General features: G+C 61.3%; 11 protein-coding genes. 4 read left to right on the top strand and 7 right to left on the bottom strand.

The window, feature by feature from the left end; all coding sequences use genetic code 11:
• Positions 1–9: 9 nt before the first annotated feature.
• Positions 10–1359, bottom strand: coding sequence for a hypothetical protein (locus tag ACXMYO_RS01745; RefSeq protein WP_438766388.1), 1350 nt, complete (start codon positions 1357–1359; stop codon positions 10–12).
• A gap of 207 nt (positions 1360–1566) precedes the next feature.
• Here ACXMYO_RS01745 and ACXMYO_RS01740 point away from each other — a divergent pair, with 207 nt between their 5' ends.
• The 4 genes from ACXMYO_RS01740 (at position 1567) to ACXMYO_RS01725 (ending at position 3916) form a co-directional block, all read left to right on the top strand.
• Positions 1567–2610, top strand: coding sequence for a YihY/virulence factor BrkB family protein (locus ACXMYO_RS01740; protein WP_457807620.1), 1044 nt, complete (start codon positions 1567–1569; stop codon positions 2608–2610).
• 101 nt (positions 2611–2711) lie between these two features.
• Positions 2712–2930: an HVA1 family protein gene (locus ACXMYO_RS01735; RefSeq protein WP_438766385.1), complete on the top strand. Its 219-nt coding sequence runs from the start codon at positions 2712–2714 to the stop codon at positions 2928–2930.
• A gap of 46 nt (positions 2931–2976) precedes the next feature.
• Complete coding sequence (locus ACXMYO_RS01730; RefSeq protein ID WP_438766384.1) at positions 2977–3312, top strand: DUF3140 domain-containing protein; 336 nt, start codon at positions 2977–2979, stop codon at positions 3310–3312.
• Positions 3313–3406: 94 nt separating this feature from the next.
• A complete protein-coding gene (locus ACXMYO_RS01725; protein ID WP_457807619.1) occupies positions 3407–3916 on the top strand; it encodes a PRC-barrel domain containing protein in 510 nt (169 codons plus the stop codon).
• A gap of 9 nt (positions 3917–3925) precedes the next feature.
• Here ACXMYO_RS01725 and ACXMYO_RS01720 read toward each other — a convergent pair whose 3' ends face one another.
• The 6 genes from ACXMYO_RS01720 to ACXMYO_RS01695 form a co-directional block, all read right to left on the bottom strand.
• The gene (locus ACXMYO_RS01720; RefSeq protein ID WP_438766382.1) at positions 3926–4120 is read right to left on the bottom strand and encodes a hypothetical protein; all 195 of its coding nucleotides are present in this window, start codon (positions 4118–4120) and stop codon (positions 3926–3928) included.
• Positions 4121–4293: 173 nt separating this feature from the next.
• Positions 4294–6531, bottom strand: a complete 2238-nt coding sequence (glgB, locus tag ACXMYO_RS01715) for a 1,4-alpha-glucan branching protein GlgB (protein ID WP_457807618.1) — start codon at positions 6529–6531, stop codon at positions 4294–4296.
• Complete coding sequence (gene treS / locus ACXMYO_RS01710; RefSeq protein WP_457807617.1) at positions 6515–9994, bottom strand: maltose alpha-D-glucosyltransferase; 3480 nt, start codon at positions 9992–9994, stop codon at positions 6515–6517. Before treS ends, glgB begins: the two co-directional genes overlap by 17 nt.
• 142 nt (positions 9995–10136) lie before the next feature.
• Positions 10137–12185 carry an alpha-1,4-glucan--maltose-1-phosphate maltosyltransferase gene (locus ACXMYO_RS01705; protein ID WP_457807616.1) on the bottom strand — a complete coding sequence of 683 codons (2049 nt, stop codon included), beginning with the start codon at positions 12183–12185 and terminating at the stop codon, positions 10137–10139.
• A gap of 105 nt (positions 12186–12290) precedes the next feature.
• The gene (gene glgX, locus ACXMYO_RS01700; RefSeq protein WP_438766377.1) at positions 12291–14516 is read right to left on the bottom strand and encodes a glycogen debranching protein GlgX; all 2226 of its coding nucleotides are present in this window, start codon (positions 14514–14516) and stop codon (positions 12291–12293) included.
• 52 nt (positions 14517–14568) lie between these two features.
• Positions 14569–15009 carry a DUF2934 domain-containing protein gene (locus ACXMYO_RS01695; protein ID WP_457807615.1) on the bottom strand — a complete coding sequence of 147 codons (441 nt, stop codon included), beginning with the start codon at positions 15007–15009 and terminating at the stop codon, positions 14569–14571.
• Between the last annotated feature and the right edge of the window lies 1 nt (position 15010).

Genomic DNA, 15010 nt, shown 5'->3' with positions numbered 1-15010 from the left:
GCGCCATCTTCAGGGCGTGGACTCCTCGATGTCCACGATGCCCGAGCGGCTCATGTTGATTTTCCAGCGCTGGACGGTCGTTTTCTGGGAGCCGCGGATACCGCGCGCCACCAGGTTGAGCTGATAGCGCCGCTCGACCACCTCACGATCCACGTCATCATCGTTGAGCTGATAGACATGATGATGGCTGTCCTCGAGCAGATTCGCGATCATGGAAAGATCGAGCATCATGATCTCGCGGGTCTCTTCATAGCCGCTGAGAAACCGGGTCGGCAGCATTTTCGAGCGGCTTCGGTACTGCAAAATGACCTCTTCGCGCTGGGTCACGCCCCCGCCCCGGGTGGCGCGGATGTCGTCATCGAGTCTTTTGAAACGGACATAGTCGAGCCACTCGCGCTGCTGACCGACCATCTCACGGCTGTGTACATCAAAGTATTGGCGCATCCATTTGGGCCGCCCCCTTCGCAGCCAGCGCCACAGCGTATTGCGCAGATCCTCCTTGAAAACCTCACGCATGGCGTACAAAAGCGCCAGTATCAACACAAAGCGCAGGGTCAGATCGCCCACCAGGTTGCGCGCCTCGAGCATCATGACCGAAATCACCAGCATCACCAGCCCGGTTGCCAGTGCCTTGACGCCGCGCTCCTCCCAGGCCCCCAGCTCGCGTGTTTTCTGCTTGAGCGTGACGGGATACTCGATCAGACGCCGTAGCAGACGCATCTTGTTGGAAATGCGCGACGGGCTCTGGGCGGCGCGGCTCGAGTTGTACTGATGCTCGCTGCGGTAACGGCTTTCAAACCGGCAGATTTCCAGCAGCGACGCACGTGCCGGCGCTTGTGACGCATCAGGTTCGGGCAGCCCGGCCACCAGCTTCAAAAGGCGCTGCTCGGTGATCCAGGACATGTAGTTGTCGATGTTGATGAAGTATTTGAGCTGGCTGTCATCACCGGGGCGATTGCGTCGCATGCGCCTGGGCACGCTGCTTGCAAGCTCTATCACCTCTTCCAGCGCCTCCACGCTTACCTGGTCGCGATCGCCTTCCAGCGGTGCGATCAAACGCTCAAGCGCGACCACATACTGATAGGCATAGAGACTCAGGCTCAGGCGATAACGCTCGGGCGACTGGCGGTCGCGGCGCGCCAGACGGCTATGGGCCAGCGGCAGGTGACGCTGATTGCTGTAATAGGTGCGCTTGAGGTGGATGGCGTTGTGATAAAAGCTCCCCTCGGAGACGACATTGCGATGAAGATCGATCTCTGCGGGCACAAACAGATAAAGATCCAGCCCGTGCTCGGTGGCCTCCCTGAGCACCCGCGAGATCTTGATGTTGAAACCTTCCCTGCGCTCTACACTGACCAAGAACGTGACCCTTGAAGCATGACGTGGCGGAGACACCGCCATTTGTGACGCATGTAACTTTCATGCGTTGCGACCTGGTTTTCGTCTCAATAATGGCATTATTGCCACTACACTGGGAGACGCCACCCACAGGGTATTTCATTTATACGCCAGGCACCCGAAGGCATTAAGCGCCTGTCTGAATCGTTCAACCGGGGTAATCACACCATGCAGGACACCACCGACAAGCCTCACGGCAAGAACCGGGGACACGACTCCGGTTCGCCGCTTGCCATGCCGGGGCGCGGCTGGAAGGACACGCTTTTTCGCGTCAAACGCCAGGTGGAAGCCAATCACGCCACCCTGATCGCGGCCAGCATCGCCTTTTATGCCTTTTTGGGAATCTTCCCGGCCATCGCCGCCTTCATTTCGATCTGGGGTCTGGCCTTTGATCCCCAGCAGGTGCAGGGTCAGATCGAAATGCTCAGCAGCGTGCTCCCCGAAGACGCCGCCAGCATCATTCGACAGCAGGCCCTGTCGGTCAACAGCAGTGCCGGTACCGGTATGAGCATTACGGCCGTGGCGGGTCTTGCCTTCACGGTCTACAGCGCCTCCAAGGGCATGCGCGGGCTGATGGCCGGGCTCAACATCATCTATGGCGAAAAGGAAGAGCGGGGCCTGATCAAGCTCACCTTGATGACCTGGTTTCTGACCGGGGCCATGATGGTGATGACCATTTTGACGCTGGGCACCATTGCCGTACTGCCGCCCCTGATTGCATGGCTGCCCTTTGGCGAGACCCTGACGGCGCTTTTGACCTATATCCGCTGGCCGATTCTGCTGCTGCTGGTCATCAGCGCCATCACCATTCTCTACCGCTACGGACCTGACCGGGCCCCTTCCCGCGTGGGCTGGCTCAGTGTCGGCTCCATTACGGCCACGCTGCTCTGGGCGCTGGGTTCAATCGGCTTTTCCATTTACGTACGCAATTTCGGCAACTATAACCAGACCTACGGCACCATCGGCGCGGTCATGGTACTGCTGCTGTGGTTCTGGCTGTCGGCCTTTATCGTGCTGCTGGGTGCGGCGCTTAACTGCGAACTCGAGCGTCAGACCAAAAAGGACACGACCACCGGCAAACCACAGCCAATGGGCAAGCGCGGCGCCTGGGCGGCCGACACCGTGGCACGCGACGACAAGGATATCGGCCAGAACGCCTTTACCGATGCCAGCAGCGTGGAAAGCGACAATCGCAGCGACCGTACCGACTAGCCCCCTTGAACCTTTCCCCTGCCCGAGCCGGAGACAGGCAGGGCAGCGTTTCAAGAGCGTGTGAATGGACACACCGCAATGATTCAACAGGGAGCGTTTTCATGAGCGAACACTACCGTCAGCGCCAGCGTGTGAAATGGAAATGGGGCGATAACTGGACCGAAGGCAAGGTCACCCGCAAATACACCGACAGGGTGACCCGGCGCATCAAGGGCAGCGACGTGACCCGCAACGCCACCGAGGATGAGCCGGCCTACATGATCAAGCAGGATGACGGCGATCGCGTGCTCAAGCTGCACAAGGAACTGCGCAAGGCCTGAGCCTTGCCAGAAAAGACGATACATTATCAGGGTCAGGGAGCACCCCATGAGTGACGACAGGGAAGCCATCTACCAGGATTTCAGGGAAAGCGTCAATATGGCGCCCAAAGAGCTTGAAGAGTGGCTTGAAAGCGACGAGTCAAAATCGGTGGGTGACAGCAGCGAGGGCGAATCCACCGGCCATCAGTCCGGCCGACGCATCGTCGAGATCAAGAGAAAGCGCAAGGCCGAGCTTGATGACGATGACTACAGCCACATGAAAAAGGTCAACCAGTACGTGGCCCGCCATCTCAAGCAGCCGCCGCAAAAAGAGGATAAAAAGACCTCGCGCTGGCGCTACTCGCTGATGAACTGGGGGCATGACCCGCTCAAATCATCGTAACGACTGAACCGAAACTGACCACCCATCAAAGCGCTGCGCAGGTCTGCCCTGCCGGTGCCATTATTTTTACAACCCCATGACAAAGGATGTCCCCATGCTTAAACGTTCCCTTCTCGCCGGCGCGATCATGATGAGCGCGGCGGCTATCGCCCAGGCCGATGACCAGCCCGCCACTCAGGGGCTCTACTCTGCCGACAAACTGATGGATGCTCAGGTACACCTTCAAAACGAGCAGGAGAGCATCGGCGAAGTTGAAGACCTGCTGTTTGGCGATGACATGAGTCTGCAGGCCATCGTGATCGAAGCCGATGACGCAGGCTCTGCAACGCAGGACCATGGCTACGTCATCCAGCGCGGTGACTTTACGGTAGAGACCAGCAACAATACCGACCTGGACGAGCTCGAGTACCGCGTCACCGTCAATCTTGATCGCGACGCGCTCGAACAGCAGCCCACATGGAGTAACGACTGGTGGCAGGACGCGCGCCAGCAGGCGTCGCAGACATGGGAGAAAACCAGTGACGCCGCCGGCAGTGCCTGGGAAGACACCCGGCAGGCCACCTCCAACCTGCTGCAGCGCGCCGGTGACGCCCTGCAGAACTAACGGCCACGGCTAGCTTCCGAAACTGCGCGCCGGGTCGCCTGAAACACCGGGACAATGCCCGTCATGGTGCTCGCACCAGGCGGGCATACTGCTGCCTCGATCAGGCGTCAGGGTATCGCCGCCGATCAGAACAAACAGGGCCAGCAGAATGACCAGCAGGAAAATGGCAATTTCGCCAAGGGGATAGTGTCGATAATGTTGCATGGCGACCTCCCGTCTCATGGACCGGAAACAGCCACCAACGGGTGACAATACAGGGCGGCTGCCTCTGTCTATATAAGCCTACCCCTATATTAAAGAAGTTTTAACACTTGATCGCGATGCACGTTTTGTCGCACATGGCGTAGCGTTACTACGCCATGTGCGCCGTTTGGAAACTACCTGAGAACTGCGTCTCCGGGCTTGAGGACAACGGCCCCCAGCGGTGGCAAATTCAGCGACAGCGTAAACGGATGGCCGTGGCTTTCGCGCGCCTCACCTTCGCATCCACCATCGTTGCCGGTGCCCGTGCCGCCATAGACCCGCGCGTTGCTATTGAAACACTCCTGCCAGTACCCCGCCGTGGGCACGCCGACGCCATAACCCGACAGCTCATTTGGCGTGAGATTGATCACCACCAGTACGGGCTGACCGTCACGGCTCCATCGCAGCCATGCCAGCACGCTGTTTTGTGCATCATCACCGATCACCCATTCAAAGCCTTCGGGCACGCAGTCCTGTTCGTGCAGCGCCGGTTCCAGCGTATAAAGCGCGTTGAGATCGCGCACCAGATCCGAGATGCCCTGATGCTGACTGTCGGCCAGCAAAAACCAGTCCAGCTCGCGGTCATGACTCCATTCACGAAACTGTGCCAGCTCACAGCCCATGAACAGCAGCTTCTTGCCGGGGTGGGTCCACATCAGCGACAGGCACGCCCGTAGATTGGCAAACTGTTGCCAGCGATCGCCGGGCATCTTGTTGATCAACGACCCCTTGCCGTGCACCACCTCGTCATGGGAGATCGGCAGCATGAAGCGCTCGGAGAAGGCATACACCAGCGAAAAGGTCAGCTCGCCGTGATGGTAGCTGCGATATAGCGGGTCCTCGCTCATATAGGTGAGCGTGTCGTGCATCCAGCCCATGTTCCACTTGTAGTTGAACCCGAGACCGCCTTCCGACACGGGTCGGCTTACACCGGGCCAGGCCGTGGACTCTTCGGCGATCATGATGGCGCCGGGCGCTTCCTCGCCGACCACCTCGTTGAGGTGGGTCAGAAAATCGATCGCCTCCAGGTTTTCCTGACCGCCGTGGCGGTTGGGAATCCACTCGCCTTCCTGACGTGAGTAGTTGCGATAAAGCATCGAGGCCACCGCATCCACGCGCAGGGCGTCGATATGGAAGTGCTTGAGCCAGTAAAGGGCCGAGGCCAGCATGAAGCCGTGCACCTCGTGCCGCCCCAGGTTGTAGATATAGGTGTTCCAGTCCTGGTGGAACCCTTCACGGGGGTCCTGGTACTCATACAGCGCCGTGCCGTCAAAGCGGGCCAGACCGTGCGGGTCGGTCGGAAAGTGCGCCGGCACCCAGTCGAGGATGACGCCGACGCCCGCCTGGTGACAGGCATCCACAAAGGCGGCGAACTCCTGTGGCTTGCCGAATCGGCCGCTGGGCGCGAATTGCGACAGCGGCTGATAGCCCCAGGAGCCGCCAAAGGGGTGCTCCATGATCGGCAGCAGCTCGATATGGGTAAAGCCCATCTCCTGCACATAGGGAATCAGCCACTGCGCCAGATCGTTCCAGCTATATAGCTCCCCCTCGTCGCCACCGTGGCGTCGCCACGAAGCGGCGTGTACTTCATAGACCGAGATGGGGGCATCCGAGCCGTGGCGCCCGGCCCGGTCCGCCATCCACTGTTGATCCTGCCAGTCGTGCGCCAGCGGCGCGGCCACGACCGAGCCGGTCTGGGGCGGTGACTGGGTCGCCCGCGCCACCGGGTCGGCCTTGAGCGGCAACAGGCCATCCTGTCCCAGGATTTCGTACTTGTAGACGCTGCCTTCGGCCAGACCGGGGATAAAGATCTCCCACACGCCGGTCGGCTGGCGCAGACGCATCGGATAGCGACGCCCGTCCCAGCCGCAGAACTCGCCGACGACCGATACGCGCCGGGCATTGGGCGCCCAGACGGCAAAACGCACACCTTCTACGCCATCCACCGTCATCATCTGCGCCCCGAGACAGGTGCCCAGTTCACGATGGTTGCCCTCGCCGATCAGGTAGAGATCAAGCTCCCCCAGCAGCGGCCCAAAGGCGTAGGGGTCCTCGACGATCTCTTCCCCGTGCGGCCAGCGAATACGCAGCCGATAGGGCGTGAGCCGATCCAGGCGGCCGATAAAGAGATCCGGCACCTGACCCGGCTGCAGCCGGGTCAGAACGCGATCGCTGTCACGCTCGAGCAGCTCCACACCAATGGCGCGCGGCAGAAAGACCCGCACGACCATCGCATGATCCACCTCGTGTGGCCCCAGCACGGCAAAGGGGTCGCCATGAGTGCCCTCCACCAGCGCCTGTGCAGCGTCAGGATGCAGGGTCGTACTGTCGTCTGACGCGCCGAGAACGTTCTGTTTATTGCGAGTCGTCATGGTGACCCTCCCCTGATTGGGACATGTCATTGCCCGAGCGAGTGTTCAGTTCGTCAAAGAGTGCAACCAGACCCCGCATGGGAACACTCAGCCAGGCCGGTCGATTGGCGGCCTCGTAGGCAATCTCATAGGCGGCCTTTTCCAGCGTGAACAGCGACAGCGCCGCACTGGCGCCATCCTCGAACTGCCACTGATGCCCGACCTGATGCGTGGCCTGGCGATAGGCCAGCAAAAATGACTGGGTGACCCGGTGGCGATAGTCGACGATCACTTCCTGGCTGACCGCCTCATGATCATGGGCCACATCAGTGCGATGAGCGTTATCCAGTGCCATGGCCGAGGCATAGTCAAAGGAGCGCACCACGCCGGCCACATCGCGCAGAGGGCTGCTCTTCATGCGACGCTCGGCAAGTGGTCGGGCAGGCTCGCCTTCAAAGTCGATGATGTAGGCATCGTCATGCGATACCAGGATCTGCCCGAGGTGCAGATCCCCATGCGTGCGCGTGCAGAGGCTGCCCTGGGCGTGATGGGCAAACGAATCCGCCATCTCCGAAAGCGCCTCGCGGCGCTCAAGCAGCCAGTCGGCCAGCCGCTGATCCTCTTCGCTGGCGCTGCTCTTGTGGCTTTCAAGGACCTCCATGGCCTGACCAATCTGGGCGCGCACGCCATCGGCCCATTCACGCGTTCGGGCCTCATCGGCGATCTCGGGGGCGAAATCGGCCTCCGGCGTGTCCATGGCCAGCAGGGTATGCATTTCACCCAGGCGCTGCCCCAGCAACCCGGCAAAGCCGGTGATGGTGGCCAGCGGGTCGTAGACGTCATGCTGGTCGGCCTGCACCATTTCGCTGACGTCGCGAATGGCCCGCTCGAGCGTATTGAGCGTCCACTCCCAGGCATCTCCCTGGTTGTCGATATAGCCCTGCAGCACCATCAGAACATGTGGCACGCCCTGATCATCGATGCGGGTCACTTCGCCCAGCATGGGCGCAATGTGGGTAAAGCCACGCTCAGTGAGATACCGCCCCATCTCCGCTTCGGGATGGATGCCGCTTTCGATGCGACGAATCAGCTTGAGCACCATCCGGTCATCGATGATCACGGAGCTGTTGGACTGCTCGGCGCTGAGATAGCGCATCTCGGCTTCATGCGGTGTCATCTCCATCTCGCCCAGCAGCGAGGTGGATCTGAAATGCAGCGCGCCGGGGTTGGAAGCATCGGCATCCGTTTCCACCGCGTTGCGGGTCAAATCCAGCACCATGCCCATACGCAGCGCCTGTACTACCGCCATGGGAAAGCCCGGCATCGCGAAGGCATCGGTCAGCAGCCCGACTTCACGCCCGCGACGAATGCGCGCCATGGCCAGCTGCTGGGGCAACAGCGTGCCTTCGTCTTCACCGATCAGCCCCATGGGCAGCACATAACGCTCGGGAGACGAGGGCTCTGCACTTGCCTGGCGGGTGTGCACCTCGATCTCCCCGAGCAGGATCGTGGGCGAGCTTGAAGCGCGCTCATCGACGGCAGCGCTGTCCAGACCCACCGCCCAGGCCAGCCTGACCTGCTCGATGGTGCTGTTCTTGGCGGCAAACCAGCGCCTGCGCGGCAGATACTGCACCAGGCTCTCGTTTTCAAGCGAGCGACGCGCCCGCCCGCTGCCGATCTCGTCCAGGCGCTGCTTGACCACCAGGGTCAAAAGCTCCGGCATCATCTCCTGAGCCGGCGTATGCCAGTTCGGCATGGTGGTTTCCGGCGCCAGCAGGAACCAGTAAAAGCCGTAGGGCGGCAGGGTCAGCAGATAGCTGAGCTGCCCGATGGGCGGGAAGGTACTGCCGCCAAGCATTTCCACCGGCACATGGCCTTCCCAGCTCGACAGATCCAGCTCCACCGCCTGCGCCGAGCGCGACACGTTGGCCACACAGAGGATGGTGTCCACCTGGCCGGTGTCTTCATGGGTGTATTCGCGGATGTAGGCCAGAATGCGCCGATTGGAGGGGTACAAAAGCTTCATCACGCCGCGGCCGAAGGCCTTTTGCTGGCTGCGCACGGCCAGCATGCGCCGCATCCAGTTGAGCAGCGAGTGCGGGTCGCGGGTCTGCGCCTCGACATTGATGGTCTGAAAGCCATACAGCGCGTCCATGATCGGCGGCAGCACCATGCTGGCCGGATCGGCGCGCGAGAAGCCGCCGTTGCGGTCCATGCTCCACTGCATGGGGGTACGCACGCCGTCACGATCGCCCAGGTGGATGTTGTCCCCCATGCCGATCTCGTCGCCGTAATAGACCGTGGGCGTACCCGGCATCGACAGCAACAGGCTGTTGAGCAGTTCGATGCGGCGACGGTCGCGCTCCAGCAGCGGCGCCAGCCGGCGTCGAATGCCCAGATTGATGCGCGCGCGACGATCGGAGGCGTAATGGTTCCAGAGATAGTCACGCTCGCGGTCGGTCACCATTTCAAGCGTCAGCTCGTCATGGTTACGCAGGAACACGGCCCACTGACAGTTTTCGGGAATCTCCGGCGTCTGGCGCAGGATATCGGTGATCGGGAAGCGATCCTCCTGAGCCAGCGACATGTACATACGCGGCATCAGCGGGAAGTGAAACGCCATGTGACACTCATCGCCCTCACCGAAATAGGGGCGCGTGTCCTCGGGCCACTGATTGGCCTCGGCCAGCAGCATGCGATCCGGGAAATGCTCGTCGATCACCGCCCGGATGCGCTTGAGCACCTCATGGGTCTCGGGCAGGTTCTCGTTGTTGGTGCCTTCACGCTCGACCAGATAGGGAATGGCGTCCAGGCGCAGGCCATCCACGCCCATCTCCAGCCAGTAGTGCATGACCTTCATCACCTCGTCGAAGACGACGGGGTTATCGAAGTTCAGATCGGGCTGGTGAGAGTAGAAGCGGTGCCAGAAGTACTGACCGGCCACCGGGTCCCAGGTCCAGTTGGAGGTCTCGGTGTCCAGAAAGATGATGCGGGTGTCGCTGTAATGGGTGTCGCTGTCCGACCAGACGTAAAACTCGCGCTCGGGAGAGCCCTTGGGCGCATGCCGGGCGCGCTGAAACCAGGGGTGCTGATCGGAGGTGTGGTTGATGACCAGCTCGGTGATCACGCGCAGCCCGCGGTCGTGCGCCTCCTTGATAAACTGCTGCGCCTGCTCAAGCGTGCCGTAATCGGGGCTGACCGCGCAGTACTCGGAGATGTCGTAACCGTCATCGCGGCGTGGTGACGGGTAGAACGGCAGTATCCAGATGGTATTGACGCCCAGGCCCGCGATGTAATCAAGTCGCTCGATCAGCCCCTGAAAATCGCCGATACCGTCGTTATTGGCGTCAAAGAAGGATTTAACGTGCACCTGATAGATGACCGCATCCTTGTACCACAGCGGATCATTGATAAAGGCGGGTTCGCCCTCGCCGGCCGTCATGGCCTGCTGGGACGAGCCGGATACATTGTTGGCATTCATCATGAGAGATTTTCCTCTTCGCCCCGACCCGTGGTCGCGGGCGATCATGTTGCGTCCTGCCTGAAGAAAGAAGCGACACCGACTTCCCGCGTTGACTCCGGGAGTACCGATCGACGGTGTGCGCTTCACCCCATCTCCCGATGGCTTACTGCGCCGGGCGAAGGCGCCATATGCCAAACGGCATCTGCGGTGTCAGGTGCGTGCTTTGCCACTTGCCATGCCAGGTCCATCGGTGACCGGTCATCAGATCCTCACCGTGTACATCGGCGTGATCTTCCAGACCAAGCTCCCAAAGCGGCAGCTCGAAATTACCGGACTGCTCATGGAAGGGGTCAAGACTGACGGCGATGAGCACCACATTGCTCATGTCCGGCGTCGACTTGACGAAATAAATGATGCGTTCGTTGTCGATGACGCCAAACCGGATGCCCAGATGGGTCTGCAGCGCCGGATTGTGACGCCGAATCCAGTTCAGCCGGGCGATCTCGGCGCTGATATTGCCGGGGGCGAAGTAGTCACGCGTTCTGAGCTGATACTTTTCGGAATCGAGATACTCCTCCTTGCCCGGTACCGGTGCTGCCTCGCACAGCTCAAAGCCCGAATACATGCCCCAGAGCCCCGACCCCATCGTCGCCAGTGCCGCCCGGATCAGAAAGCCCGGCCGACCCGAGCCCTGCAAAAAGGTCGGGTTGATATCCGGGGTATTGACGAAAAAGTTGGGCCGATAGCATTCGCGCAGCGGCGATTCGTTGAGCTGGGTCAGATACTCGGTCAGCTCAGGCTTTGTATTGCGCCAGGTGAAGTAGGTATAGCTCATGGTAAAGCCGACCTTGCCCAGTCGCGCCATGATGGCCGGGCGAGTAAAGGCTTCGGCAAAGAAGATGACGTCCGGGTCGCGTGAGCGGATATCAGCGATCAGCCACTCCCAGAACGGAAAGGGCTTGGTATGCGGGTTGTCCACACGAAAGATCTTCACGCCTTCGCTGACCCAGCCCTGTACCACATCACGCAGCGCCAGCCAGAGGGCCGGGACGGCGTCTTCGGCGTAGAAATCAACGTTGACGATGTCTTCATATTTCTTGGGCGGATTTTCGGCGTAGCGGATCGTGCCGTCCGGACGCCAGGCAAACCAGCCCGGATGCTCGGCAAGCCAGGGGTGATCCGGCGAGCATTGAATGGCGAAATCCAGCGCGATTTCGAGATCATGCTCGCGGGCGGTCGCCACCAGAGCGCGAAAGTCCTCGAGCGTGCCAAGCTGTGGATGGATGGCCTCGTGACCGCCGTGCTCGTTACCGATGGCATAGGGGCTGCCCGGATCATCGGGGCCGGGGGTCAACGTGTTGTTGGGGCCCTTGCGATGGCTGTGGCCGATGGGATGAATGGGCGGGAAATAGAGCACGTCAAAGCCCATGTCACGAATCATCGGCAGGCGGGCGTGCACATCGTTGAACGTGCCGTGTCGGTCGGGCTCCGGGCTTTCCGAACGGGGGAAAAGCTCATACCAGCTGGCAAACGCTGCCAGCTCGCGATCTACCTCCAGCGGCATGGCTGCACTGGCGCTTAAATGACGCTGCGGATCACACGCCTGCATGAGCGTCAGGGTATCGCGCGAAAGCAACAGCGCGACCTGCTCGCTTTCATCGCTGGCCCCCTTCAATCCGGCCATCAGCGACTCAAGCTGCCCGGCCTGCTCGCTGCCGGGGGCGGCACGCTCGAGCGCCCGAGCCACATGGCCATGGCCTTCGCGCAGCTCCAGCGCAATCGGGATGCCGGCGGCGTGCTTTTTACTCAACTCGTAGTGATAGGTACCGTAAAGGTCCCACCAGGCTTCGATCACGAACTCGTGGGCGCCGGTCGCGGTGGGCGTCAAGCTGCCCTCCCACAGATCGTTGCCCAGCGGCTTGACCAGCGTCAGCGTCTCGCTGTGCCACTCATCTGCAGATGCTGCAGCTTCTTGCGCCTTTCCCTGCGTGCAGCGCCAGCGTACGCGCGCAGCAAGTACGTCGTGACCGTCGGCAAAGATGACCGCGGTCACGTTGACCGGTTGACCGACGATGGCCTTGGCGGCAAAACGGCCCTGCTCGACGCCTGGGCCAATGTTTTCGATGGCGATGCGGTCGGCGGCGGTGGCCTGCATGACCGGTGCATCCTGTTGCACATCGTTTCGGGATGTATTGCGTTGCACCATAGACATTGCTGCTCGCTCCTTTCCCTGGGCGCAGCCCCTGGTCCGTAATCGACACGGACCGGGCTATCGGCAATCCGCCGATGGCGCGTGGCCATCGGCGGCATGGTTTGACTAGGCGTTGCGGCCTGAACCGCTGTCGTCACGGACCAGTTCCAGCAGCACCATCGAGCGGCTTTCGACTTCGTAGGTACTGCCGAAATCGTAGTGTTCACCTTCCCGGCTGGCAGGCGCGGCCGTATTGAGCCGGAATACCCAGTGTTTGCCGGAAGACACTTCCGGCAGTGTCCAGGTGATCGGCTCATGGTGGGCATTGACGATCATCAACAACGTACTGTGCGAACCGGCCCGACGAATGCCGGTCGGCTGGGCACGACCGTCGAGCAGCACCCCGATGGAACGAGAATGTTCCGACTCCCAGTTGCCGACATCCATCTCTTCGGCGTCCGGCGTCAGCCAGGTCACGTCACGCACTTCCAGCTCATCATTCCAGTCACCGGTCAAAAAGCGGCTGCGATGCAGCATCGGGTAGCGCCGGCGCAGGGCAATGATGTGGCGAGTGAAGTTCAGCAGATCGCGCCCTTCGTCGGAAAACTCCCAGTTGACCCAGCCGATCTCGCTGTCCTGACAGTAGGCGTTGTTGTTGCCGCCCTGGGTGCGTCCGAACTCGTCACCGGCCAGCAGCATCGGCGTGCCCTGGGAGAACATCAGGGTGGCGAGCATGTTGCGTATCTGACGCATGCGCAGCTCGCGGATTTCCGGATCGTCGGTCTCGCCTTCTACCCCATGATTCCAGGAGTAGTTGTCGTCGCTACCGTCGTTGTTGTCCTCGCCGTTGGCCTCGTTATGCTTGTCGTTGTAGGTCACCAGATCGCGCAGCGTGAACCCGTCGTGCGCCGTGATGAAGTTGACCGACGAGTACGGCTTGCGGCCGCGATGATTGAAGAGATCCGCCGAGCCGGTCAAACGCGTGGCGAACTCGGCCAGCTGACCCTCATCGCCTTTCCAGAAGGCACGCATGTTGTCGCGGAACTTGTCGTTCCACTCCGCCCAGCCCGGTGGGAAGCCGCCGACCTGATAGCCACCGGGGCCGCAGTCCCAGGGTTCGGCGATCAGCTTGCACTGCGACAAAAGCGGGTCCTGGCGACAGGAATCAAGGAAACCGCCGCCCTCGTCAAAGCCATGCGGCTCGCGCCCGAGAATGGTGGCCAGATCGAAGCGGAACCCGTCGACCCGCATCTCGTCGGCCCAGTAGCGCAGCGAGTCGGTCACCATCTGCAGCACGCGCGGGTGAGACAGATTGACCGTGTTGCCGGTGCCGGTATCGTTGATGTAGTAGCGCTTCTCATCCGGCATCAGGCGGTAGTAGCTGAAGTTGTCGATGCCCTTCCAGGACAGCGTTGGCCCCATCTCGTTGCCTTCGGCGGTGTGGTTGTAGACCACATCCAGAATGACCTCGATGCCGACCGCGTGGCAGCAGGCCACCATCTGCTTGAACTCGCTGATGGTATTGGTCGCCATGTAGGCAGGGTGCGGGGCAAAAAACGACAGGGTGTTGTAACCCCAGTAGTTGTGCAGCCCCTTTTCCTGAAGATGGCGGTCATCGGCAAAGGCGTGGATCGGCATCAGCTCCAGCGAACTCACGCCCAGATTGCGCAGGTGATCGAGCACGGCCGGGTCGCTGAGGCCTGTAAAGGTGCCCCGTATCGACTCGTTGACCTTCGGGTTCATCATGGTCAGCCCGCGAACGTGGGCCTCATAAAAGATGGTGCGATCCCAGGGCACATGAATCTCGCGCGAACGCCCCCAGGTAAAGGCGGGATCAATGACGCGGCACTTGGGAATAAACGGCGCGCTGTCGCGCTCGTCAAAGCTCAGGTCACCGTCTTCATGACCGATGGTGTAGCCATACAGGGCGTCGTCCCACTGAAGCTCGCCGACCAGCTGACGCGCGCACGGATCGATCAACAGCTTGTTGTGATTGAAGCGATGGCCGTTTTCCGGCTCGTAGGGGCCGTGAACCCGGTAGCCGTAAAGCTGACCCGGACGGGCGTCAGGCAGATAACCATGCCAGACCTCATCGGTGAATTCGGGCAGCTCAATACGCTCGAGCTCTTCTTCACCATCGTCACTGAAAAGGCACAGCTCAACTTTGGTGGCGTGCGCCGAAAAGAGGGCAAAGTTGACCCCCAGTCCATCCCAGTTGGCGCCCAGCGGATAGGGCAGACCTTCACGAACCCTGCTGCGCTGCTGTCCGGCGGCCGAACTGATCGGCGCCTCACGCCCACCCGAGGTAATGCCGGGCGTTGGTGCGCCGGGATGAATTGGTGTTGTCGTCATACATTACTCCGGAAAGGAAAATACAAAAACGCAGGCCGTGCCGGGGGCACGACTACTGGCTCGAACTGTCATCGTTGCTGCTGCGCTTGCGTTTCGCCGCGGGCTCCGTGCCGGTCGCGCCCTTCTTTTTGGCGGCCGTTGTCTTGCGAGTCGCCGTCGATTTGCCGGCAGTCGTTTTGGCGGCTGCGGTTTTGTCATCGGTGGTGCTGCGCCGTTTGGCCGTGCTGGCACGTTTGGCGGGCGCCTTTTTGGCAGCCGGTTCGGCGGCGGCGTCATCCATTGAGGGCGTAGCGGCCGGCGCGGCCGGCTCGGCGGCCTTTGCGCTGCGCGCGGCCGGTCGGGGCTGAGCGTCCTGGGGCACATCGGTAATACGCTCGGCGGCCACCATGCGACAGGCCATGTGCCAGTGACGCTCGGCCTGGCCGTCGGGGCACTCCTCGGCTTCCCAGATCCGATAGGCCAGCAAGCGAATACGAAGCTGATCGTCTGCCATA

The sequence above is a fragment of the Kushneria sp. EE4 genome (genome assembly GCF_977968315.1).
This window is presented reverse-complemented; position numbering and strand designations above follow the sequence as displayed.